Below are 20,665 nucleotides of genomic sequence, written 5' to 3' on the forward strand. Positions count from 1 at the left end.
TGCAGCACACCTTCTCGTCGGCCGGAGGCCCGACGGTGGTCCCCTACCCCGGCAGCGATCCGCGCCTGCTCCGGGTAGGCGACGGGATGGAAACCGCCTACGAGTACCGGGACCGGGGCGGGTACCGCCCGGTGGGTTCGGTCCAGGCGCTGGCGGCGGCCGTCGAACAGAGCGGATTGCGGGGTCGCGGCGGCGCCGGGTTCCCGTTCGCGGTGAAGGTCGGGGCGGTCCGCGCCGGTACGGGTGCGGGCGCCGGGATACCGGATGGCTGGACCGAGGCGGTCCTGGTGGCCAACGGGGAAGAGGGCGAACCCGCGTCGTTCAAGGATCGCTGGCTACTGCGGCACCGGCCGCATCTGGTCCTCGACGGTATCCGGCTCGCTGCGCTGCTGGTCGGCGCCCGGCGCGGCTACGTCTACGTCTCCGACCCCGAATCGGCTCACGCGGTGCGCGCGGCGCTCGAGGAACTCGGCGGCGCGCTTCCCGACGGCCCGGAACTGGCGGTGGTCCAGGTCGAACCCGGGTACGTGGCCGGTGAGGAATCGGCGGCGGTCCGCGCGATCAACGGCGGTCCGGCCAAGCCCACCGACAAACCACCCCGGCCCTTCGAATCCGGTGTGGCGGGACTGCCGACCCTGGTCTCCAATGTCGAGACGCTGGCCAATCTGCCCTTCCTGGACCGGTGGGGCGCCGACGCCTACCGGGCCCTCGGCACCGCCATGTCGCCCGGGACCTTCCTGTCCACCGTGACCGTCGCGGGCCGCGATCCCGTGCTCTACGAGCTACCGCACGGCCTGCCGGTCGGCGAACTGCTGGCGCTGCACGGGGTCTCGCCCGCGTCGGTGCGGGGCGCGCTGATCGGCGGATACTTCACCGGCCTGCTGGACCGCACCGTTCTCGACCTCACCCTCGATCACGAAACCCTGCGCCGCGCCGGGGTCGGCCTGGGCTGCGGCGCGCTCGCCGTGATCACCGAGGAGTGCCCGGTGGCGGTCGCGGCGAGCGTCCTGAACTACTTCGACCGGGAGAACGCCGGGCAGTGCGGGTCGTGTTTCAACGGCACCGCCGCGATGGCCGCCGCCACCACCGCACTGGCCGAAGGCCGGGCCACCCCCGACGATGTGCTGCGCCTGCGCCGCTGGTCGGCCGTACTGCGCGGCCGCGGCGCCTGCGGCACCCTGGACGCCGCCTGCAACGCCGCCGCGGGCCTGCTCGACCGTTTCGCCGCGGAAGTGACCGCCCATCTCGACAACCGGTGCCCCGACTGCGCGGCCGGGCCCACCACCCACCATGCCCCCTTCCGGGTCGAAACGGAGGCGTTGCTGTGAAGATCAAACTGGACCGCACCCTCTGCGACGGGTTCGGCATCTGCGCCAAACACGCCCCGGAACGCTTCCCCTTGGACGATTGGGGCTACGCCGTCCTGGCGGGTGATCCGACGCTCGATACCGCCGAGGAACCCGCCGTTACCCGGGCCCTGCTCGACTGCCCGGTCCACGCCATCACCACCCTGCCCGAAGCGGAGCGGCCTGCCGGCACAACACCGTAGGCGCAGCCTCTTCTCGGGGCCGCAGCTGTCCGTGCAATCCGGGTTCCTGCCGCAGGTCATCGTGCAACCGTCTCGACGAGCTACACCAGATCATCACCGGGCACGCCTGCTTGCGCCTGCCAGCGGGCCAATTCGCGTCGGCTGATCAGGATGTGCACCTCAACAGGCACGATCACCGGCGGCAACGATGGCGTCACTTCCCCTGGAGGCAAGGGCGTCGCGGTGCGCGAGGTGACTGTCGGCTGCCCGGTCCACGCAAGCACCACCTTGCCCGAAATGAACCCCTGTCCACGGGCACGGTCCGAGATCCCCGCCGACGACCGGTCGCCGGGACAGCGACCCACGACACGCGGAACGTGCCGGTGCTCGGAGGAGCACCGGCACGTTCCGCTGTCCGGGGCCGGTTCCGACCGGTATGCCGTGTGACTACCGGATCTCGCGCCACCCGCAGGGCGAACCACAGCTGATATGGGTTTCCTTCTCCGTGTCGCCGCCGGCGAAGGTCCGCACCGTCACCGAGGCCTCCGCCGGGTAGCCGCAGCGCGGGCAGGTCGAGAAGTGGTTCAGCACCGGATAGACCGTGACCAGAGTGGGTGCCTCACGGCGGATCCGGGGCGCGGGCGCTCCCGGGGTGGTCAGACGGGATCGAACGACGAGATCAGCCATGAGTTGTCTACCTTCGAGAGGGTTACCCGCACACTGCTCGCGGCCAGCGCCGGTTCCGGTTTCTCGGCGCTGGTGGTGGTCTGGTTGATGAACAGCAGTGCCACCGCGGAGTCGTCCTGTAGTTCGGCCACCGCCGAACGCACGATGACGGCCTCGGTCTCGACCGATTTGTCCTTGGCGGCGGGGGCGATGACCTTTTCGGTGAACTGAGTGTAATAGTTCAGGAAATCGCCGGTCATCTTGGATTTCGCGGCCGCGAAATCCTGATCCAGGGAATCCGGCGAATACGACAGCAGCGCGACGGTGCCCTCGGTCGCGGCCGAGAGGACCTCGTTCTTCGCGGCGTCACCCCGGGAGTCCGGCCGGTATTGGAACAGCAGCAGCGAGGTCGCGGCGAGCACCGCGACCACGGCGAGCACGGTCAGCAGGATGGTTTCCGGGGAGCGCGGCAGGGTGCGGAGTGGGCTGGGGATTCTCACGGTACGAACTCCACTTTCGACATCTTCAACTCCTCGCCCTCGCGGGTGACGGTGACGCTGAGCCGCCACATCCGCGGTTCCTGCTGCGCGCCGGCCGTGTTGGTGACCTTGGAGACCGCCGATACCAGCACCACCGCCGATTCGTCGGTCATGGATTCGACCGCGGCCGCAGTGATCTCCCCCTGGGTCGCCACCTGCGACTGCTGCACGACCTTGGTGAAATCCTCCGAGCGGGTCTGGAAATCGGTGCGGAACGCCCCGGTGGAATGGTCGAGTACCCGTTTCACATCGTCGGCGGCGCGGGCCGCGTCGAGCGTGGTCAGGGCGACGACACCCTCGCGGGCCGCGTTGAGGTACTCGTCCTCGCGTGCCTGCGCCGCGCCGATCTGGTGGTGGTTCCACAGCGAGAAGCCGCCGGCCGCCAGCGAAGCGACGATCACCAGCACCGCCACCGCCCGGCCGAGAGTGCGGCGTCCCGGACGCCGCAGGGCCGGTACCGGCACCTTGCGCACCAGACGCCCGGCGCGCGCCCGGGCCGTACCGGACGACTCCGGATCCGCGGTCTTCACCAGGTCGACTTTCGCGGTGGTGGCATCCGAGCGGGTGTGCGCCGAATCCGGTTCGGATTCACGTGTTGTCTCGGATTCCACGTCGGCGGGCCGCGTCCCGGCAGCGGCCCGCTGGGTGGTCTCCGGATCGTCTCCGCCCGCGGATCTCTCCGCGGCCGTCCCCTCCGGGTCCCCCGCGCCGGATCCGGGGTCCTCACCTCCGGCTTCCCGGCGCAGGCGCGCGGCTTTGGCACGCGCTCGGGCCGCGGCGGCGGAAGCCTGGGCGGCGAGCGCCTCGGCCTCCGCCGCCGCGGCCTCCGCGTCGGCCTCCTCGACCGCCAGATTCAGCGGGTCGCTGGTGGTCTGGGGCATCTATCCCACCTCGATCACTCGTTCTAGTCGCTAGCGGGCAGCGGCTTGGCTTCCTTGATGGACAACGGGGTGCTGCCGACACTCAAGGTGCCGGCCCCGGCCTTGGTCACGAGAACCTCCGCACCGGAGTCGTCGACATAGCGTTTGCCGATCAGATTCCCGTCCGCGAATCCCTCCTGCGGACTGCCCTCGGCAGCCGGTGCGGCGCCCTCCAGGGGCACCATCGGGACCCCACCGGCCCGCAGATCGTCCAGGCTGTCGGCGGCCCGGACGATGATGACCTGGGTATCGCACACCTGGCTCCGTAGCCGGGTACCGGTCTTGACCATGAGCGTTGTTCCTTTCGGGCTGCGCGGCTACGCGCCGGCGGTTTCGCGGGTCAGTTCGGCGACGAGCTCGCGGCGCAGAACCTTCCCGGTGGGAGTGGCGGGAAGTTCCGCGCGGAAGACGATCCGGTCCGGAGTCCGCGAACCCCGCAGCCCGGACCGGACGAAGGCGCGCAATTCTTCGGGATCGGGGGTCTGCCCGGGTTCGGCAGGCACCACCACGGCGACGATGATCTGCCCCCATTCGGGGTCCTCCACGCCGACCACCGCGACATCGTGTACGGCCGCGTGTTCGACCAGGTAGTCCTCGATCTCGGCGGGTGCGATGTTCTCGCCGCCACGGATGATGGTGTCGTCGCTGCGCCCGTGGATGAACAGATAGCCGTCGGCGTCGAGTACCGCGAGATCCTTGGTCGGGAACCAGCCCTCGGCGTCGAGCACCGAACCGATCCCGGTGTAGCGGCCCGATACCTGCGGACCGCGGACGAAGAGTTCACCGGCGGTATCGGCGGGAACCACCGCGCCGCCCTCGTCGCGGATCTGCACCTCGATCCCGGGTACCGGCTGCCCGACCGAACCGAGCCGGCGAGCCACCTTGTCGTCGTCGGAGGCCAGTGCGGCGCGGTGGTCGTCGGGGCCCAGGACCGCGATGGTGGAGCTGGTCTCGGTGAGCCCGTAGGCGTTCACGAAACCCACGTCGGGCAGCAGTTCGAGCGCGGTGCGCACCAGCGGCAGTGCCACTTTCGACCCGCCATAGGCCAAAGTACGCAGCGAGGGCAACCGCGAATCGGTGGCTTTCAGTCCGGTGACGATTCGGTCGAGCATGGTCGGGACAACGGTCGCCGTGGTCACCCGCTCGGCATCGATCAACCGGATCCATTCCTGCGGATCGAAATTGCGGAGGTAGACCATCCTGCGCCCGGCGTAGAGGTTGGACAGGGCCGCGCTCACACCGGCCACATGATAGGGCGGGACGCAGATCAGCGAGACGTCGTCGGCCGCCGCGGAAGCGAATTCCACTGTGCCGGTGATGTAGCTGACCAGATTGTTGTGGGAGAGTTCGACCGCTTTGGGCTGTGAGGTGGTGCCGGAGGTGAACAGGACGATCGCGGCGCCGTCCGGGTCCGGGTCGGCGCCGGCCGGGTCCGCGGTCCGGGCGTGTTCCAGGAACCGCGCGGAGGTCCACAACCGTTCAGCGGTCCCCCCGACCGCGGCACCGTAGGCGTCGTCGTGGATCACCAGCGGCGCGTCCAGCCGCGCCACCAGCTCGGCGAGTGTGTCGCCGCTGAGCCGGTAGTTCAACGGGGTGAACGGCACTCCGGCCCGGGCCGAGGCGAAGATCAGCAGCGGCAGGAGCGCGCCACCGGTGCCCACATAGGCGACGCTGCGCGCTCCGGAGGCCGCGATCGCGCCCGCGCCACCGTGCGCCAGCGCGTCCAGTTCGGCTCCGGTCCAGCGCGATTCGCCGGATACGACGGCGACCCGATCCGGTTCGTTCGACGCCGCCATATCCAGCAGAAGCGAAATACTCATGCGACTACTTCCTGCGTGCCGAGCGCCGCGAACCAGCGCCCGACCGGGTCGGTGATATCGGAATTCTCGAAAACCGAGAATAGCATATCCGCTGGCCCGCAACCCCGGATCGGCAGACCGATCGGTCCCTTCCAGGCCCTCACCGGCGGCTTCCCGCGACACCGTCCGCGGCGCCCAGCGCTCCGAAAGCGCAGAGATTCCAGACCTCGGTGGCGGTGATCGGATGCGGTTCGTCCGGGCGGGCGTTCTGCGCCACGAACATCACCGTCTGCAGGGTCATGGCCGCCAGCCGCCGGGGCCGGGCCCGGGCGCGGAGATACCCCGCCACCTCGGCCTCGACCATCAGGTCCACGAGCAGTTCGAACAGCGACGCGTGCGCGACCTGGATCTCGATCGGATCCGACATCAGCAACTGGGGCGCGAATTCGGTGAAGAGGGGACGGTGCGCGCCGGGGTCGGGCCGGCAGAACTCGAACATCAACTCCACGGCCGTGCGCAGCCGGGCCAGCGGATCACCGTCGTTGGCGGTGGCCTCCCGCACCTGATCGGCGACCCTGCCGATCGCCTCCTCGTACAGCGCGAGCAGCAGTTCGTGTTTACCGTCGAAGAGCAGGTAGAAGCTGCGCAGCGACTGCCCCGCCCGGTCGACCACCTCGTGCATGGTGAAATCGGTGCTGCCCCGCTCGGTGATCAACATTCGCGCCGCATCCAGGAAGCGCTGCACCTGCACGCTGCCGAACAGCTTGGTGGTGCGGACCGACCGGGCGTCGATCCGCTGCTGCAGGGTCAGCCCACTGCCGGTACTTCGCATGGCCGTACCTCCCATCACCGACGGTCGCACCGCCTACGGAAACTAGAATATCCCGATGAGAGAATGATATTCTCATAATTGGTCAAAGGGAGGTACATCGTGCAGCTGACTTTCGACGAGGACGTGGAACGGTTCCGCGCCGAGTTCATCGCGTTCCTCGACGAGCACCTCCCACCCGAGGCGGTGGCGGCCGAACGGCCGGGGTCCAGTTCACATATGCCCGCGTGGGCCCGGGAATGGCAGAGCCTGCAGTTCGATCACGGCTGGCTGGTCCCCGGATACCCGCCGGAGTTCGGCGGCCGCAACGCCACCGTGCTGCAGCAGTACGTGCACCGGGAAGAACTGGGCGCACGCGGTATCTACGAGAGCTGCAACCCGCAGGGCCAGGGGATCATCGCCGCCTCCCTCATCACCTTCGGCACCCCCGAGCAGCAGCGGCGGTGGGCCGTGCCGATCCTGCGCGGCGAGATGCCCGCGGCACTGGGCATGAGCGAACCCGGCGCCGGCTCCGACCTGGCCGGTCTGCGCACTCGCGCGGTCCGCGACGGCGACCATTTCGTCGTCACCGGCCAGAAGGTGTGGACCTCGGGCGCGCACGACTCCGATGTCATCCTGACCTTCGTGCGCACCGATCCCGACGCCCCGAAGCACAAGGGCATCTCGGTCCTGCTGATCCCCACCGACACCCCGGGCGTGCGGCGCCGCCCGTTCGCCTCCGCGTGCGCCGCCGACGATCTCGACTTCAACGAGGTGTTCTTCGAAGAGGCCCGGGTCCCGGCGGAGAACCTGGTGGGTGAGCTGAACCAGGGCTGGACGGTGGCCAACGGCTCCCTCGGGCACGAGCGCACGCTGCTGTGGATGAGTTTCGCGCAGCGGCTGCGCATGCTGGTGCAGGATTTCGAACCGCGCACGGCCCTGGACGCCGACCGCTACGCCACGGCGGTGATGGATCTGCAGGCGCTGGAACTACTGGGGTCGACGGCGCTGGCGAAGGAGGCCCGGGGCGAAACCGATGTGGCATCGCTGTCGGTCCTCAAACTGCTGGGATCGGAGGGGGTGCAGCGCGGCCTGGAGGCCGCCCTCGACGCCGCCGGTTCCGACGGCCTGACCCATCCGGCGGTGACCTCCCGGCACAGCCTGCTGAACCTGGAGGATCACGCGCCGAGCTGGTTCGAGCGCTATATGCGCAGCTTCTCCGGAACCATCGCCGGCGGCACCTCGGAGATCCAGCGCAATATCATCGCCCAGCGCGTACTGGGATTGCCCCGGAGCTGAACACCCACCGGCCGATGACCCCCGGAGACGACATCATCCGGGGGTCATCGGCTTTTCGCTGCGGTATCCGTACCGGAAAGCGGGCGGGAGCGGATGGTCACGCTCCCGCCCGCTCCCGAGCCGGACCCGCTCAGCGCGGCAGCATCTCCTCCCAGCTCCCGTGACCCTGCGACACCAGATCGGTCTGCCGGTACAGCTGACCGTCCGGGGCCATGTACTCACCGGTGTTCGGGTCGTACTGGGCGTAGGCCACCGCCGGCGCCGCCGGGGCACCGCCCGAGGTGTCCGCGGCCGGGGCATTGCCCGGCGGCGGCGAGAACCGGGAGTCCGGAGGGATCCCCTGCCCCTCGAGTTCCGGGTCACGCGGGTACGGGCCGAGAACCGGCTGGTCCGGGGCGACCGGCACATACGGCTGATCGCTGTTGCAGATGGCGGCCGTGGGCGCGCGTTTGGACGGATCGTTGGCGCACGGGATGTTGCGCGCACCGCGCACCGCCACCGGATGATCCTGCGGCAGTTTGCAATACAGGTTGTCGGGTGTATCGATGGTCGTGGTGTCCGACGGTGACCGCCATTCCGACGGCGGCAGGAAGCCGACCGTGCAGGCGGGCGGATCGGAGACGCCGCTCACCCGGAAGTCACCGATACCCAGCCCGGAGGCGTTCTTGGTCGGCTGCACCGCCTGCACCAGCGAGACCACCGGCGGCAACAACACCAGCAGCTGTTCCAGGCTCGCGTTGTAGGTCACGGCCAGCTGGCCGACCGAGGTGAGGTTCGACAACAGGACCGGCAGGGTGAGCTGCAGATCGTCGAGCAGCCCGGCGACCTCGTCGGCCATACCGGGGCCCGAATGCAGCACTTGGCGGATCTGCGGATCGTTGGCCACCAGCTGCCCGGTGACATCGGCCGTGGCGCGGGTCCAGATGCGGATGGCATCGGCGGTCTGCACCTGGGAATCCAGCAGCGGCTGCGCGTCCTGCACCAGGGTCCGGGTGGCATCGCCGGTCCTGTTCATCTCCGCGGTCAGCGTTTCGGCCGAGGTGAGCAGTGAATCCAGCTCGGGTCCGGCGCCCTGGACGCCGGTGAACATCTCGTCCAGCAGCCGGCGCAGATCGTCCTTGGGGATGGTGTCGACCAGTGCGCTGAGTTTGTCCAGCATCGGGCCGACCGGCTGGGGCACCGCGGTATCGGCGCGTTCGATGGTCGCGCCGTCGTAGAGGTAGGGCGGTGAGTCGGTACGCGGCAGCAGATCCACATACTGCTCGCCGACCGCCGACACACTGCGCACCTCGGCGCTGAGATCCGCGGGGATCCGGCTGGACGAGTCGATCTCCAGGTGGGCGCGCACACCGTCCTGGGTGAGTTCGACGCCTGTCACCTTGCCGACCCGGATCCCCCGATAGGTCACATTGCCGAACCGGTAGAGCCCACCGGCCTCGGGAAGTTCCACGGTGACACTCATATTGCCGATCCCGGCCAGCGTCGGGAGCCGCATGTACACCACCGACATCACGACAAGGCCGATCACCGAGAGCACGCTGAAGATGACCAGCTGGGCGCGGACGAAACGGGACAGCAGCATCAGCCGCCTCCAATCCCGGGGGGCAGGGGTATCTGGGGAAGCTGGATCTGCGGCAGCGGGAACGGCAGGCCGGGCGCGGGGGCCGGTGCGGGCGCCGGCGGCGGTACCGGTGCCTCGGCGGGCGCCGGTGCCGGGGCGGGCGCCGCCACCGGGGGCGGGGTGATACCGAACCCGAGCGGGTTCTTGGTCTGTTCGGCGTATCCCGGATCGCCGACGGCCGCCTGGATCACCGCGGTCGGGTCGCCCCAGGGGGTGCCCAGCAGCAGTTCACGGCGCAGCCGGGGAATCGTGAGATCCACCGTGGCGAACAGGTTGATGAAATCGCCGCGCACACCGTTGTCCACCAGGTACTGGCCGTAGGGGAACACCGTCGCGAACTGGATGGCGGAGTTGATATCGGGGCCCACATCGGCCAGCGCCTTCAGCGTGGGTTCCAGATTGCGCAGGTTGGTGAGCAGATCGTCGTGCACCGTGGTGAGCACGTTGTTGGTGGTATCGCTGAAGGTGCGCAACCGGTCCAGCGCGGTGACCAGGTCCGGCCGTTCGGCGATCAGCACATCCAGGGCGGGCGGGATCTTCTGCAACGCCTCGGTGAGCCGGTCGCGCTGCGCGGCGAAGGTGCCGCCCAGGCGGTTGAGGTTGTCGATGGTGGCGACGATATCGGCGCGCTGGTTGTCGAGCGCGCCCAGAAACACATCCAGGCGGTCCAGCAGCGATCGGATATTCGTCTCCCGGCCCTCGAGGGCCGCACTGAGGCTGCCGACGATATCGCCGATCTGGCCCAGGCCGCCCCCGTTCACCACCACCGACAACGACGCCAGGGTCTGCTCGGTGGAAGGGTAGGTCGCGGTGTCCTGCAATCCGATCCGCGCGCCCGGTTCGAGCCGGCCCTCGGGCTGCTGTCCGGGCGGGGGGTTGAGGGCCAGATGCATCGACCCGAGCAGGCTGGTCTGTCCGACCCTCGCCTGCGCGTTGGCGGGCACCACCTGTCCGGGCTGGATGGATACCTCCACCACCGCGTGCCAGTTCTCCACATGGATATCACCGATACTGCCGACCACCACATCGTCGATCAGTACCGGGGAGTTCGGGGTCAGGGTGCCGACATCGTTCATTTCCACATACAGCGTGGTGGCGTCGGGCCCGCGGCCGGTGGCCCCGGGCAACGGCAGCGAGTTCACGCCGTCCCAGGAGCACCCGGCGCCGGTGAGCACCACGCACGCGGCGCCGAATACCGCGGTCCGGAATCCGCGGCGGCCACAGGATCTGGTCATACGATCACCGCCCACCGGGGAACAGGATGTCCGCGAGCGTGGGCGCCGGTGGGGGCGGTGGCGCCCCCGGGTCCACCGCCTGCGGTATCAGATGGGGTTCGCTGTAGATGATCTTCTCCGGGTTCGCCGAGGGCCCCAGTACCGGGTTCACCGGCACGGGCAGATAGTTGAAATTCAGCAGCCCCAGGACCGGCCCGAGATAGTCGCGGCATTTGCGTGCCGCCTCCTCCGCTCCGATGTTCTCGACGCTGGCGATACCGCCGCAGACGAACTCGATCGGATTGGAGAAGTTGTTGAGTACGAAGACCCCGGCCTCGGTGCCGGTATCGGGGTTGTAGATGTTGTAGAAGTTGGCCAGGCTGGTCGGGAAGATATGCAGCAGTTCCTCGAGTTCGCCGCGGTTGTCGACCAGGTTCTGGGTGACATCGGCCAGCCGGCCCACCTGTTCGCCTGCCCGGTCCCGGTTCTCGGCGACGAAACGCTGCACCTCACCGACCGCGATGGACAGGTTGGCGAGCGCGGCGTCCAGATCGGAGCGGCTGTCCGACAGCACGCTGGTCAGCGTCGCGAGCCGGTTCTGGAACTGCACGATCTGCACATTGCTGTCACGTAGCGCGGTGACGAAGGTCTGCAGGTTGGTGATGGTCTCGCCGATATCGCCGCTGCCGTCGGCCAGGATCCGGCCCACCCCGGACAGCTGGGCGAGCAGCTGCCGCAATTTGTCGCCGTTTCCGGCCAGCGCGTCGGCGGTGCTGTCGATGAACCGGCCGGCCGGTCCCGACGACCGGTCGCCGTCGGGACCGAGTTCGGTGGCCAGCCGGGTGAGCTGGGTTTTGATCTGGTCCCATTCGACCGGGACCGCGGTGCGTTCCAGCGGGATCAACGTATCGTCGGGCATTGTCGGCCCCTCCCCCTTGTAGGCGGGGGTGAGCTGGACGTACCGGGAGTCGACCAGGCTCTGCGCGACGATCACGGCCCCGGCGTCGGCCGGGATCTCCACGCCCCGGTCGACATGCAGGGTCATCTCGACCGCGGTGCCCCGGGCCTCGATACCGGCCACCGTCCCGACCTTGACGCCGGAGACCCGGACATCGTCACCGGGGTAGATGGCGGTCGCGGTGGTGAACATGGCGCGCACCGTGGTGGGCCCCAGCAGGGTCCGGTTCACCACCACGAAGGCGGCCACCAGCACCGCTATCGCCAGGACGCCCGCCCCGGCCTTCAGGATCACGGTCCGGTTCATCGCGGCGCCCCCGGTTGCGGTGCGGGTGGTTGCGGGACCGAACCGCCGAACGCGGCGTCGACGAACGGCCGGATCCATTGAGCGGGGATCAGGTTGGCGACGTAGGCGTTGTAGAACGGGCCGCCGGATACCGCCTCGCCCTGGGTCAGCGAGGCCTTGGCCAGGCCCGGTATCGCCTTGGCGATATTGTCCTTGTTCTGCTGCAGCATCTCCGTCACCGAGTTCAGCCGGTCCAGGGCCGGACCGAGTTCCGCCTCGTTGTCGGCCACCAGCTGAGTGAGCTGATCGGCCACGGCCGCCGTATTGGCCAGCAGCGTGGCGATCACCTGACGGCGCTCGTCGAGCACCCCGACCAGCGTATTCGCGTTGAGCAGCATGGTGTTCAGCTGTCCGCTGCGATCGGCGAGGATCCCGGTGACCTCTCGGGAGGCGGTGAGCAGATCACGCAGTGCCGTATTGCGGCTGTTGATGGATTTCGACACCTCGGACAGACCGTCGAAGGCCGGCCCGAGCTGCGGGGCGATGGCGTCGAGCGTGGAGGACAGCATCTCCAGTGAGCTGTTCAGCGAATCGGTGTCCATCGCACCGGTGGTCTCGGTGAGATCGCCGAGCGCGTCGGTGAGCGAGTACGGCGAAGATGTGCGCTCCACCGGAATCGTCTGTAGCGGCCGCAACCTGTCGTCACCGTGCGAGATCAACGTCATGATCCGCTTTCCCAGCAGGGATCCCGTTTTGATCTGCGCGGTGCTGTCGACGCCGAGGGAGACGGAATCGCCGACGGTGAACAGCACCCGGGCCGCGCCGCGGTCGAGCGATACCTCGGTGACGGTGCCGACCTTCACCCCGGAGACGATCACCTCGTCCCCCTTCTCCAGCCCGCCGGCCTCGTCGAACACCGCCTGATAGCGCACGGTGGTCCCCCACGCGATCACCTGCTGGGACTGCAGTCCCAGCGAGATCACGCAGAGTATGAGCACGATGCCGACCAGGCCGTGCCGCAGTAGATGTCTTCCTCGATAGCGGAACATCTCAGGGAGCGCACCTTCCGTCGGTCTGTACGGCCGCCGGGATCTCCACGACCTGCCCGGACAGGTCGTTGACCCGCAGCGTCAAATCGCACAGGTAGTACTGGATGAAGTTGCCGTAGGCCCCGGTGCGCACCAGCTTCCGGAAGTTCTCCGGCGCCTTCTGCAGGGCGGTGTCCAGGGTCTGTTTATCGTTGTCGATATTGGTGGCCAGGATGTTGACCTGGTCGATCGTGCCCGCCAGCGCCGGGCGGCCCTGGGCGAGCAGATCGGCGACCGTCGCGGTCCCGGCCTCCAGCGAATCGATCGCGGCCGCGATCGGATCCCGATCGTTGCTCAGCTGGGTGATCAGCTGTTCCAGCCGGTCCACCAGACCGGAGAACTGGCCGCCCTCGGCGGCCAGGGTCTGCATCACCGTGTTCAGGTTGTCGATCAGCTGCTCGATGATCTCGTTGTTGTCCGCCAGCGCCGCCGAGAACGAGGCGGTGCGGCCGAGGATGGAGTTCACCGTGCCCTCCTTGCCCTGCACGATCTCGAGCAGCGACCAGGTCAGCGCGTTCACGTCCCGGGCGTTGAGGCCCTGGATCACCGGTTTCAGCCCGCCCAGCAGCAGGTCCAGATCCAGCGCGCCCACGGTGTTCTCGATCGGGAGCTGCCCACCGGCCTCCAGCCGGTTACCGGGACGGTCGGTGAGTTCGAGGTAGCGATCGCCGACGAGGTTGAGATACCGCACCGCGACCTCGGTTCCGGTGGTGAGCGGCAGGGCGCGGTCGGCGTCGAAATCCACCCGCACCCGGTGATCGTCCTGGAGCTCGACCCCGCGGACCGATCCCACGACGACCCCGGAGACGCGCACGGTATCGCCGGTGCGCAGATCCGACGAATCCGCGAACACCGCCGAGTACTCGGCGGTGGACCCGCTGCGGTACTCCCCGAACACGATGATCAGGCAGGCCGAGAGCACCACCATGACGGCGGCGAAGATGCCGAATTTCAGCAGCGGCGTATTGCGCCGGTCCATCAGGGCGCTCCCTTCCCGGCGGCGGCCGGTCCGAACAGTGCCTGGGCCAGCGAGGTCGTGTTCAGCGTGAGCCCGGACCGGAACGGCCCGGCCTGCGGGTTGGCGCCGACATCGGTCACCACGAACGGCGGGAAGTCCTCATAGGCCACCGGCAGCATCGAGCACTGCGGACCGCCCTTGGCCGCGACCTTGGGCAGATGCTCCGGATACCGGTACGGTTCGACACCCCACAGGAAGTTCGCCGACAGCCCGATACCGGGCACCTGCACCGGCGTCACCGACGACAGATAGCCCAGGCCGTCCAGGGCACAGGTCAGCGCGGTGTGGTAGCGGTTGGTGAGGTTCGTGGTCGGGACCAGCGCGTCCATGGTGCTCACCAGGGCGGGCCCGTTCTCTCCGATCACCTTGTTCCCGGTATCGGCCAGCCCGATCAGGCTCATCAGCATCACATCGAGCTGCTGCTGCTCCTCCACCACGGTCTGCCCGATCCTGGTCGCGTTGCCGACGGTGTCGAGCAGGGCGGGCGAGGAGTCCGCGTAGACACCGGTGACCTGCGGGGCCATCGCGAGATCGGCCTGCAGCGCGGGCAGCCCCGGTTCCACCTTCGCCAGGAACGCCTCGAAATCGACCATCATCTGACCCACCCGGTCGCCGCGGCCGCGCATGGCCGAGGCCAGCGCGCCCAGGGTCTCGTTGAGTTTCTCCGGCTGGATCTGTGCCAGTACCTCGGTGAGCTGTTCGAATACCGTGTTGATCTCGACGGTCACGTGCTCGGCCTCGAACACCTGGCCCGGTTCGAGATGCCCCGAGGTGAGCTGGGCGGGCGGGATCAGCTGGATGTATTTCGCGCCGAACACCGTGGTCGAGGCGATATCGACGGTGATATCGCCCGGTATCCGGGTGAGATTGCCGCGGTCGATGGCCAATTCGATCTCGGCGGTGCCGTCGGCGCGCTCCACGATGGAATCGACCGCGCCCACCGTCACCCCGCGCAATTTCACCTCGGCGTCGGGATACATCACCAGACCCGCCCGCGGCGCGTGCACGGTCACCGCGACGGTATCGGAGAAACCGCCCTGGAAGAGGGTCACCGCGAGCACCACGATCGCCGTACCGGCGGCGACGGCCGCCAACCCGGCAGCCGGCCGGGCCGCGCCGGAAAGCGGCCGCAACAGGTCGCGCCAGCGCCGGCGCGCGGGCGCCGCCGGCGGACGGGAGTCGCCCGGCTGCCGCGCGTCACCCGCCCAGGACTGAGTTTCGTTTCCCACCACTGCCATCCCTACCCCGACAGCTCGAAGTTTCCGTTGGACCCGTACACCGCCAGCGAGACCAGCAGCGTCACCGAGACCACCGCGATGAGCGAGGTCCGGACCGCGTTGCCGACCGCGGTCCCCACTCCGGAGGGCCCGCCCGCGGCGAAGAACCCGAAGTAGGTGTGGATGAGCAGGATGGTTATCGCCATCAGGATCGCCTGCAGGAACGACCACAGCAGGTCCACCGGATTCAGGAAGGTGGCGAAATAGTGGTCGTACAGGCCCGAGGACTGGCCCAGGATGACCACCGTGGTGAACCGGCTGGCCAGGAACGAGGCGATCACCGCGATCGCGTAGAGCGGCGTGATGGCGATCATCCCGGCCACGATCCGGGTGCCGACCAGATAGGAGATCGGCTCTATCGCAATGGATTCCAGTGCGTCGATCTCCTCGTTGATCCGCATGGCGCCCAGTTGTGCCGTCACCCCGGCGCCGAAGGTGGCCGCCAGCCCGATACCCGCCACGACGGGGGCGGAGATCCGGACATTGATGAACGCGGAGAGGAACCCGGTGAGCGCCTCGATACCGATATCGCCCAGTGAGCTGTAGCCCTGCACGGCGAGCGTGCCGCCGGTGGCCAGGGTGAGGAAGCTGACGATCACCACGGTGCCACCGAACGCGGCCAGCGTGCCCGCGCCCATACTGATCTCCGCGATCAGCCGGATGGTCTCCCGCTTGTAGCGCCAGGCCGAGATCGGCGCGTAGGCAAGGGCTTTCACATAGAAAATGGCATGGTCACCGACCCTGCCCAGTACGTCCACCGGTTTACGCAACCGGCGCAACAGCAACGGATAGCGCGCGTTGAGCACTTCGGAGGCTGTCATCGGATACCTCCCCTCATCCGGTGGTCAACTGGATACCGATGGCCGTGACCATCACGTTGATGACGAACAGCGACATGAACGCGTAGACCACGGTTTCGTTGACCGCGTTGCCCACGGCCTTCGCGCCGCCGGTGACGATGAGCCCGCGGTAGCAGGCGACGATGCCGGCGACGAGCCCGAACAGCAGGGCCTTCACCGACGAGATGACCACCTCGTTCAGCCCGGTGAGCAGGGTTATCCCGGCGACGAACGCGCCCGGGTTGACGTCCTGGACATACACGGAGAACACGTATCCGCCGAGCACACCGATGATGCAGACCAGATTGTTCAGCAGTAGCGCGACCAATCCCGAGGCCAGCATGCGCGGAGTCACCAGCCGCTGCACCGGATCGATGCCCAGCACCTCCATGGCCGCGATCTCTTCCCGGATCGTGCGCGATCCGAGGTCCGCGCACATGGCGGTGGCGCCGGAGCCGGCGACGATCAGCACCGTCACCATCGGACCGACCTGGGTGACCGCGCCGAAGGCGGCGCCCGCCCCGGACAGATCGGCGGCGCCCAGTTCCCGCAACAGGATGTTCAGGGTGAAACTGACCAGGACGGTGAACGGAATCGCCACCAGCAGCGTCGGAATCAGCGAAACCCGCACGATGAACCAGGATTGCTCGAGGAACTCGCGGGTCTGAAAAGGCCTGCGGAAGGCGAACTTCACCGCGTCGGCGGTCATGGAGAACAGTCCGCCGATCGTTTCGAGCGGGCCCGCGAAACGGTCCTTGACCTGGATCCAATACGGGGTGCGGGTCGTCATCCGAACCTCATCGCGTCGGCTGCGGTCGCCGGATCGATCCGGCGGTCCCCCGGCGGGCGGGATATCCGCCCGGGCAACCAGGAAGTCGGCATCGCAATGCTCCTGTCGAACGTTCGACGTCAACTGCCGGCCGGTCCGGGCGGGACGACCGACGGAAGACGGGACGACCCTCTGGGCGGGCCGCGGCGCGACGAGCGATACCGGGTTACGGCCGCGGATCTGAGTCCGGAGGCTGTGCCGTCCCCGCCGGCGCGCTGTCGCTATCTCAGTATGGAAACGTCATTCTCGATTTCCAATAGGATGGCATCCGATTCAGGAGAATACAATACTTGCGGGCAAGTTTCCAGAAACCCCCAGGCAGGACGGCCGAACGCCGGTGAGGACCGGCGGAAGAACCCCACGACCAGGCAATGCACACCCCGCGACCGGCCGGAAGAGCAATAAAGAGACACCCGGTACACGCCGGATGAATTGTGAAATTCAATGTTTCAAATTTGCCCGAAATCGGTCCCGGGAAATGAATTCGCATAAATGCGTTCGACCCATCGGGCACCGGCAACGAGACAATTGCCCCGAGCCGTCCCCGACGGGGACATACTCCGCGGCCCACCCATCCCGGGCGAACCCCGGGCCACCCCGCACCGAGCGCGGTGGCCCCGGTCTCGAACACGGGCCACCGGCACGCGGGAGCCGACCGTCGCCGATCCGCGGACGACCCCGCGCGAGCCCGGAACTACACGGCGGGCACCAGATCCGCGCATACCGGGGCGTATTCGGTCGCCCCGCTGCGGAAGATCTCACTCGGGGTCACCGCGGCGGGCGACAGACCGGCGGCGACCATGGCCTGCGCCTTGAACGCGCGCGCCGCGTAGCTCAGCCGATGCAGCACCGGATCCACACCGTGGGCCTGACCGGCGGGCCACCCGTCGCCCCACACCACGACCTCGATACCGCGGTCCTCCAATGCCCGCAGTACACCCTTGCGGGCCCGGCCGTCCCGGCTACAGACGTCGGCGTTGACCGCCAGCGCCTGCGGCAGCCGGCCGGGGACCTCGGTGGCCAGCACCGTATCGAGTTCCCGGACCTCGGCGCCGAGGATCTTCAGCGGCCGGATATCGGACGGCTGCGCGAGCAGCACCGTCACATCCCAGCCGGCCACGGATCGGTCGAACAACCAACCGCCCGCGAACTGGACCGCGTCGGCCACGGTCGCCGCCACTACATCGAGCCGGTACCTCATTACTTCTCCTTCGCCGCCAAGTCGCGGGCCAGCGACTGGGTGTAACCGTTGAATACGTCGGCCAGCGGGATCGAACGATCGAGCAGCCATGAGATCTCCATCCCGTTCAGGAAGGCGACGATCTCCACCGCGCGGGTGCGCGGGTCGAAATCTGTCCGGTATCGGCCGGTTTCCTGCCCCCTGGCGATGGCCCGGGCGACCAGTTCGACCGCGGTCCGCCAGCGATCGAGCATCCGGTCGTGCAGGGGCGCCTCCGGCATCAGGTTCTCGACCAGGAGGACGACGAAGGTGCCGACGAGCTCGGGGTGGCGCTCCATCCGGGTGACGACCTTGCGGATCTCGACGATGAGATCGCCGCTGATATCGGCGTCCTCCAGATCCCCGGCGTCCCGGGCGTCCAGCACGGCGTGCAGCAGCTGATCCTTCGACGCGAAATGATGCAGCAGCCCGGCGGAGGTGACTCCGGCTTCGCCGGCGATCTGCGCCAGCGTGGTGCCGCGCCAGCCGTTTCGGGTGAGGAGCCGCTGCGCGACGGTGAGTATGCGCTGCCTGCGGTCCTCCCCTTTGGCGAGGAGTGAGGCGTATGGACGAGGAGCTGTCATGGTCCGAACCCCGATCTGACAAACCTAGTGAACACACAGTAGGTTGGTTTCGATCCTGTGACAAGGGTTACAGAGAAGTTGCCCGCGTAATGGGTCTTCACAGTGCGGCAAGGGGTGATGACAGCCTCGAATCCGCCGCGCCGAAACGGTTTCGATACCCCCTCCGGCGCCTCGATGAGAATAGCATTCTCACCCCTCCACCCGCAGAACAACCAGCAAATACGCCGGACCTTATAGAACGCCGCTCTCCTATTGTGATAATGTCGTTTTCAGCTTGGCGGCGCACCACCCGCGACCCGGCCGTTCACTCCGGCACCCGGCCTCGAAGCCGGCCATACCGGTTCGACATAACCGCGTGACGGCAGCGCGGGTGGCGATCACGCCCGCCGACGGCAACCGCGCGAATCACACGATCCATTGGAGGGTCACGATGCCGACTTCGCAGAGCAGTGCTCAGCTGTACCCCCCACAGGGGTTCGGTCCGCCCAAGGACCGCCGGGGCCACGCCGAGGGCACCCTCGGGCTGCCCGCCGGCACAGAGGTCTTCTCGGCCGACAACCACATCTCGCTCGCGGACGACATCTTCTTCGAGCGGTTCCCCGAGGAACTGCGGGACAAGGCCCCCCGGGTCTGGTACGAGGACGGGGCCTACCAGATCGGCCGGAAGGGCAAATCGTTCCTGCCCGGCGATTTCAGCCGGGTACTCATGCAGTACGACCCACTGGAGGGGTCCGGCAGCACCAACCTCGAGGCCCGGCTGGCGGATCTGCGCGCCGACGGAATCGACAAGGAACTCGCGTTCCCCAATTCACTGCTGGCCCTGCTGTTCTACCCGGACAAGGCCATCCGCGAACGCTGCTTCCGCATCTACAACGAATACATCGCCGAGGTGCAGGAACGCTCGGGCGGCACGATGTACGGGGTCGGGCTCATCAACTGGTGGGACGCCGAGGGCGCCCGCCGGACCCTGGCCGAGCTGAAATCGCTGGGACTGAAGACCTTCCTGCTGCCGCTGTCGGCGGGTAAGGACGACGACGGCAACATCATCGACTACGGCAGCACCTCGATGATCGGCGTCTGGGACGCCATCGAGGAATCCGGCGTTCCGGTATCGCACCATATCGGCGAATCGCCGCTGTCGGCGCCGTGCGAGGTCAACAGCGTGGTGGTCGGGATGATGCACAATGTGGCGCCGTTCCGGGAGCTGTTCTCCAAGTATGTGTTCAGCGGCATCATCGATCGGCACCCGGGCCTGCAGATCGGCTGGTTCGAGGGCGGGGTCAACTGGGTCGCCTCGGCACTTCAGGACGCCGAGCATATGCACGCGTCGTACCGGCATATGTACAACCGCCCGCTGGAGTACGAGGTACGCCACTACTGGGAGAACCATATGCGGGCGTCGTTCATGGTCGATCCGCTGGGACTGGCGATCATCGATCACATCGGCGTGGACCGGGTGATGTGGTCTTCGGACTACCCGCACAACGAGAGCACCTTCGGCTACTCCGAGAAATCCCTGGCATCGGTCGTCGAGGTGCTCGGCGCCGACGACGCGGCGCGCGTGGTGAGCGGAAATATCAAGGAATTCCTGGGGGTATAGGCCGCCCACGCCGAGAAGGACCATATCGATGACCGTATTTCCCGCCGCCACCGCGGCGATCGACATACCCGACCTCCCCGACCGCGCGCGGATGCGCCGCGAAACCGGGGCCCGCCTGCGTTCGGCCATGGCCGAACGCGGCGTCGACGCCGCGATCCTGTTGCTGAACAACAATGTCGTCTACGCGACCGGCGCCAACTGGCCGCTGGGTGACGCCGGGCTCGCACATGTCGAACGGCCGGTCGCCGTGGTGACCACCGACGACGAATGGCCGCACCTGGTCCAGCATTCATGCAGGTCAGCGATACGAACACCGAGCGAGCGGCCGGTCCGGCGACCGTGCGGCGGTTGCGTGCCGACCAGGCCCGGCAGGTGGCGGATATTCTCCGCCACCAGATACTCGCCGGCGCGTTCGGCGACACGCTGCCCAGCGAACACCGGCTCGCCACCGAACACGAGACCTCCCGCAACACCGTGCGCGAAGCGCTGGCGCTGCTGCGGGACGAAGGCCTGATCGCCCGCGCGCCCCGGGTGGGCACCAGGGTCGCGGCCCGCAAATACGATCACGGCCTCG

At 68.0% G+C, this 20,665-nt stretch carries 20 protein-coding genes and 2 pseudogenes; 6 read left to right on the forward strand and 16 right to left on the reverse strand.

Translation table 11 applies throughout. The annotated features are described in order from the left end of the window. Positions 1–35: 35 nt before the first annotated feature. Complete coding sequence (locus ACWDU1_RS11890) at positions 36–1,328, forward strand: NADH-ubiquinone oxidoreductase-F iron-sulfur binding region domain-containing protein (protein ID WP_449997916.1); 1,293 nt, start codon at positions 36–38, stop codon at positions 1,326–1,328. Further along, positions 1,325–1,546: pseudogene (locus ACWDU1_RS11895) on the forward strand (ferredoxin); the annotation flags it as partial. The gene ACWDU1_RS11890 and the pseudogene ACWDU1_RS11895, both read left to right, overlap by 4 nt. A gap of 429 nt (positions 1,547–1,975) precedes the next feature. On the opposite strand, the gene ACWDU1_RS11900 reads toward ACWDU1_RS11895, so the two are convergent. The 6 genes from ACWDU1_RS11900 to ACWDU1_RS11925 all read right to left on the reverse strand — a co-directional run bounded on the left by ACWDU1_RS11900 (position 1,976) and on the right by ACWDU1_RS11925 (position 6,284). Then, the gene (locus tag ACWDU1_RS11900) at positions 1,976–2,215 is read right to left on the reverse strand and encodes a hypothetical protein (RefSeq protein ID WP_449997886.1); all 240 of its coding nucleotides are present in this window, start codon (positions 2,213–2,215) and stop codon (positions 1,976–1,978) included. After that, the gene (locus ACWDU1_RS11905) at positions 2,185–2,694 is read right to left on the reverse strand and encodes a twin-arginine translocation pathway signal (RefSeq protein WP_449997888.1); all 510 of its coding nucleotides are present in this window, start codon (positions 2,692–2,694) and stop codon (positions 2,185–2,187) included. Before ACWDU1_RS11905 ends, ACWDU1_RS11900 begins: the two co-directional genes overlap by 31 nt. Next, the gene (locus ACWDU1_RS11910) at positions 2,691–3,614 is read right to left on the reverse strand and encodes a hypothetical protein (protein ID WP_449997890.1); all 924 of its coding nucleotides are present in this window, start codon (positions 3,612–3,614) and stop codon (positions 2,691–2,693) included. Before ACWDU1_RS11910 ends, ACWDU1_RS11905 begins: the two co-directional genes overlap by 4 nt. Positions 3,615–3,637: 23 nt before the next feature. Next, positions 3,638–3,943, reverse strand: coding sequence for a hypothetical protein (locus tag ACWDU1_RS11915; RefSeq protein WP_449997892.1), 306 nt, complete (start codon positions 3,941–3,943; stop codon positions 3,638–3,640). Positions 3,944–3,970: 27 nt separating this feature from the next. Beyond that, positions 3,971–5,473, reverse strand: coding sequence for a class I adenylate-forming enzyme family protein (locus ACWDU1_RS11920; RefSeq protein ID WP_449997894.1), 1,503 nt, complete (start codon positions 5,471–5,473; stop codon positions 3,971–3,973). A 139-nt stretch (positions 5,474–5,612) separates the two neighbouring features. Continuing rightward, positions 5,613–6,284, reverse strand: a complete 672-nt coding sequence (locus tag ACWDU1_RS11925; protein ID WP_449997896.1) for a TetR/AcrR family transcriptional regulator — start codon at positions 6,282–6,284, stop codon at positions 5,613–5,615. Between the two features lie 99 nt (positions 6,285–6,383). Here ACWDU1_RS11925 and ACWDU1_RS11930 point away from each other — a divergent pair, with 99 nt between their 5' ends. Continuing rightward, on the forward strand, positions 6,384–7,559 hold the full coding sequence (locus ACWDU1_RS11930) for an acyl-CoA dehydrogenase family protein (RefSeq protein ID WP_449997898.1): 1,176 nt from the start codon (positions 6,384–6,386) through the stop codon (positions 7,557–7,559). A 130-nt stretch (positions 7,560–7,689) separates the two neighbouring features. Here the strand turns inward: ACWDU1_RS11930 and ACWDU1_RS11935 are convergent, their stop codons facing one another. The 10 genes from ACWDU1_RS11935 to ACWDU1_RS11980 form a co-directional block, all read right to left on the reverse strand. Further along, positions 7,690–9,138 (reverse strand): MCE family protein, encoded by a 1,449-nt coding sequence (locus tag ACWDU1_RS11935; RefSeq protein ID WP_449997918.1) that lies wholly within the window; start codon positions 9,136–9,138, stop codon positions 7,690–7,692. A gap of 2 nt (positions 9,139–9,140) precedes the next feature. Further along, entirely contained in the window at positions 9,141–10,415 is a 1,275-nt protein-coding gene (locus ACWDU1_RS11940) for an MCE family protein (RefSeq protein ID WP_449997899.1), read from the reverse strand. 4 nt (positions 10,416–10,419) lie between these two features. After that, complete coding sequence (locus ACWDU1_RS11945) at positions 10,420–11,658, reverse strand: MCE family protein (RefSeq protein ID WP_449997901.1); 1,239 nt, start codon at positions 11,656–11,658, stop codon at positions 10,420–10,422. Further along, the gene (locus ACWDU1_RS11950) at positions 11,655–12,686 is read right to left on the reverse strand and encodes an MCE family protein (RefSeq protein WP_449997902.1); all 1,032 of its coding nucleotides are present in this window, start codon (positions 12,684–12,686) and stop codon (positions 11,655–11,657) included. The genes ACWDU1_RS11945 and ACWDU1_RS11950 overlap by 4 nt, the downstream gene beginning before the upstream one ends. Before the next feature lies 1 nt (position 12,687). Then, on the reverse strand, positions 12,688–13,704 hold the full coding sequence (locus tag ACWDU1_RS11955) for an MCE family protein (protein WP_449997904.1): 1,017 nt from the start codon (positions 13,702–13,704) through the stop codon (positions 12,688–12,690). Then, on the reverse strand, positions 13,704–14,972 hold the full coding sequence (locus ACWDU1_RS11960; protein ID WP_449997906.1) for an MCE family protein: 1,269 nt from the start codon (positions 14,970–14,972) through the stop codon (positions 13,704–13,706). Before ACWDU1_RS11960 ends, ACWDU1_RS11955 begins: the two co-directional genes overlap by 1 nt. 11 nt (positions 14,973–14,983) lie before the next feature. Next, complete coding sequence (locus ACWDU1_RS11965; protein WP_449997908.1) at positions 14,984–15,841, reverse strand: MlaE family ABC transporter permease; 858 nt, start codon at positions 15,839–15,841, stop codon at positions 14,984–14,986. A 13-nt stretch (positions 15,842–15,854) separates the two neighbouring features. Continuing rightward, a complete protein-coding gene (locus ACWDU1_RS11970; RefSeq protein ID WP_449997910.1) occupies positions 15,855–16,649 on the reverse strand; it encodes an MlaE family ABC transporter permease in 795 nt (264 codons plus the stop codon). A gap of 733 nt (positions 16,650–17,382) precedes the next feature. Beyond that, positions 17,383–17,889 (reverse strand): hypothetical protein, encoded by a 507-nt coding sequence (locus ACWDU1_RS11975; protein WP_449997912.1) that lies wholly within the window; start codon positions 17,887–17,889, stop codon positions 17,383–17,385. Next, entirely contained in the window at positions 17,889–18,491 is a 603-nt protein-coding gene (locus tag ACWDU1_RS11980) for a TetR/AcrR family transcriptional regulator (protein ID WP_449997913.1), read from the reverse strand. The genes ACWDU1_RS11975 and ACWDU1_RS11980 overlap by 1 nt, the downstream gene beginning before the upstream one ends. Positions 18,492–18,921: 430 nt before the next feature. On the opposite strand from ACWDU1_RS11980, the gene ACWDU1_RS11985 reads away from it, so the two are divergent. The 3 genes and pseudogenes from ACWDU1_RS11985 to ACWDU1_RS11995 form a co-directional block, all read left to right on the forward strand. Continuing rightward, positions 18,922–20,091: an amidohydrolase family protein gene (locus ACWDU1_RS11985; RefSeq protein WP_449997915.1), complete on the forward strand. Its 1,170-nt coding sequence runs from the start codon at positions 18,922–18,924 to the stop codon at positions 20,089–20,091. A gap of 28 nt (positions 20,092–20,119) precedes the next feature. Continuing rightward, a pseudogene (locus ACWDU1_RS11990) lies at positions 20,120–20,371 on the forward strand (aminopeptidase P family N-terminal domain-containing protein); the annotation flags it as partial. A gap of 11 nt (positions 20,372–20,382) precedes the next feature. Next, a partial coding sequence (locus ACWDU1_RS11995) for a winged helix-turn-helix domain-containing protein (RefSeq protein ID WP_449997919.1) occupies positions 20,383–20,665 on the forward strand: 283 nt, incomplete at its 3' end.

The organism is Nocardia sp. NPDC003345 (assembly GCF_053589395.1).

Bases quoted from the DNA above. Each gene is read 5' to 3' on its own strand.
- ACWDU1_RS11900 (WP_449997886.1), bottom strand. From the start codon at position 2,215: ATGGCTGATCTCGTCGTTCGATCCCGTCTGACCACCCCGGGAGCGCCC.
- ACWDU1_RS11910 (WP_449997890.1), bottom strand. From the start codon at position 3,614: ATGCCCCAGACCACCAGCGACCCGCTGAATCTGGCGGTCGAGGAGGCC.
- ACWDU1_RS11915 (WP_449997892.1), bottom strand. From the start codon at position 3,943: ATGGTCAAGACCGGTACCCGGCTACGGAGCCAGGTGTGCGATACCCAG.
- ACWDU1_RS11920 (WP_449997894.1), bottom strand. From the start codon at position 5,473: ATGAGTATTTCGCTTCTGCTGGATATGGCGGCGTCGAACGAACCGGAT.
- ACWDU1_RS11925 (WP_449997896.1), bottom strand. From the start codon at position 6,284: ATGCGAAGTACCGGCAGTGGGCTGACCCTGCAGCAGCGGATCGACGCC.
- ACWDU1_RS11940 (WP_449997899.1), bottom strand. From the start codon at position 10,415: ATGACCAGATCCTGTGGCCGCCGCGGATTCCGGACCGCGGTATTCGGC.
- ACWDU1_RS11945 (WP_449997901.1), bottom strand. From the start codon at position 11,658: ATGAACCGGACCGTGATCCTGAAGGCCGGGGCGGGCGTCCTGGCGATA.
- ACWDU1_RS11950 (WP_449997902.1), bottom strand. From the start codon at position 12,686: ATGTTCCGCTATCGAGGAAGACATCTACTGCGGCACGGCCTGGTCGGC.
- ACWDU1_RS11955 (WP_449997904.1), bottom strand. From the start codon at position 13,704: ATGGACCGGCGCAATACGCCGCTGCTGAAATTCGGCATCTTCGCCGCC.
- ACWDU1_RS11965 (WP_449997908.1), bottom strand. From the start codon at position 15,841: ATGACAGCCTCCGAAGTGCTCAACGCGCGCTATCCGTTGCTGTTGCGC.
- ACWDU1_RS11970 (WP_449997910.1), bottom strand. From the start codon at position 16,649: ATGACGACCCGCACCCCGTATTGGATCCAGGTCAAGGACCGTTTCGCG.
- ACWDU1_RS11975 (WP_449997912.1), bottom strand. From the start codon at position 17,889: ATGAGGTACCGGCTCGATGTAGTGGCGGCGACCGTGGCCGACGCGGTC.
- ACWDU1_RS11980 (WP_449997913.1), bottom strand. From the start codon at position 18,491: ATGACAGCTCCTCGTCCATACGCCTCACTCCTCGCCAAAGGGGAGGAC.
- ACWDU1_RS11985 (WP_449997915.1), top strand. From the start codon at position 18,922: ATGCCGACTTCGCAGAGCAGTGCTCAGCTGTACCCCCCACAGGGGTTC.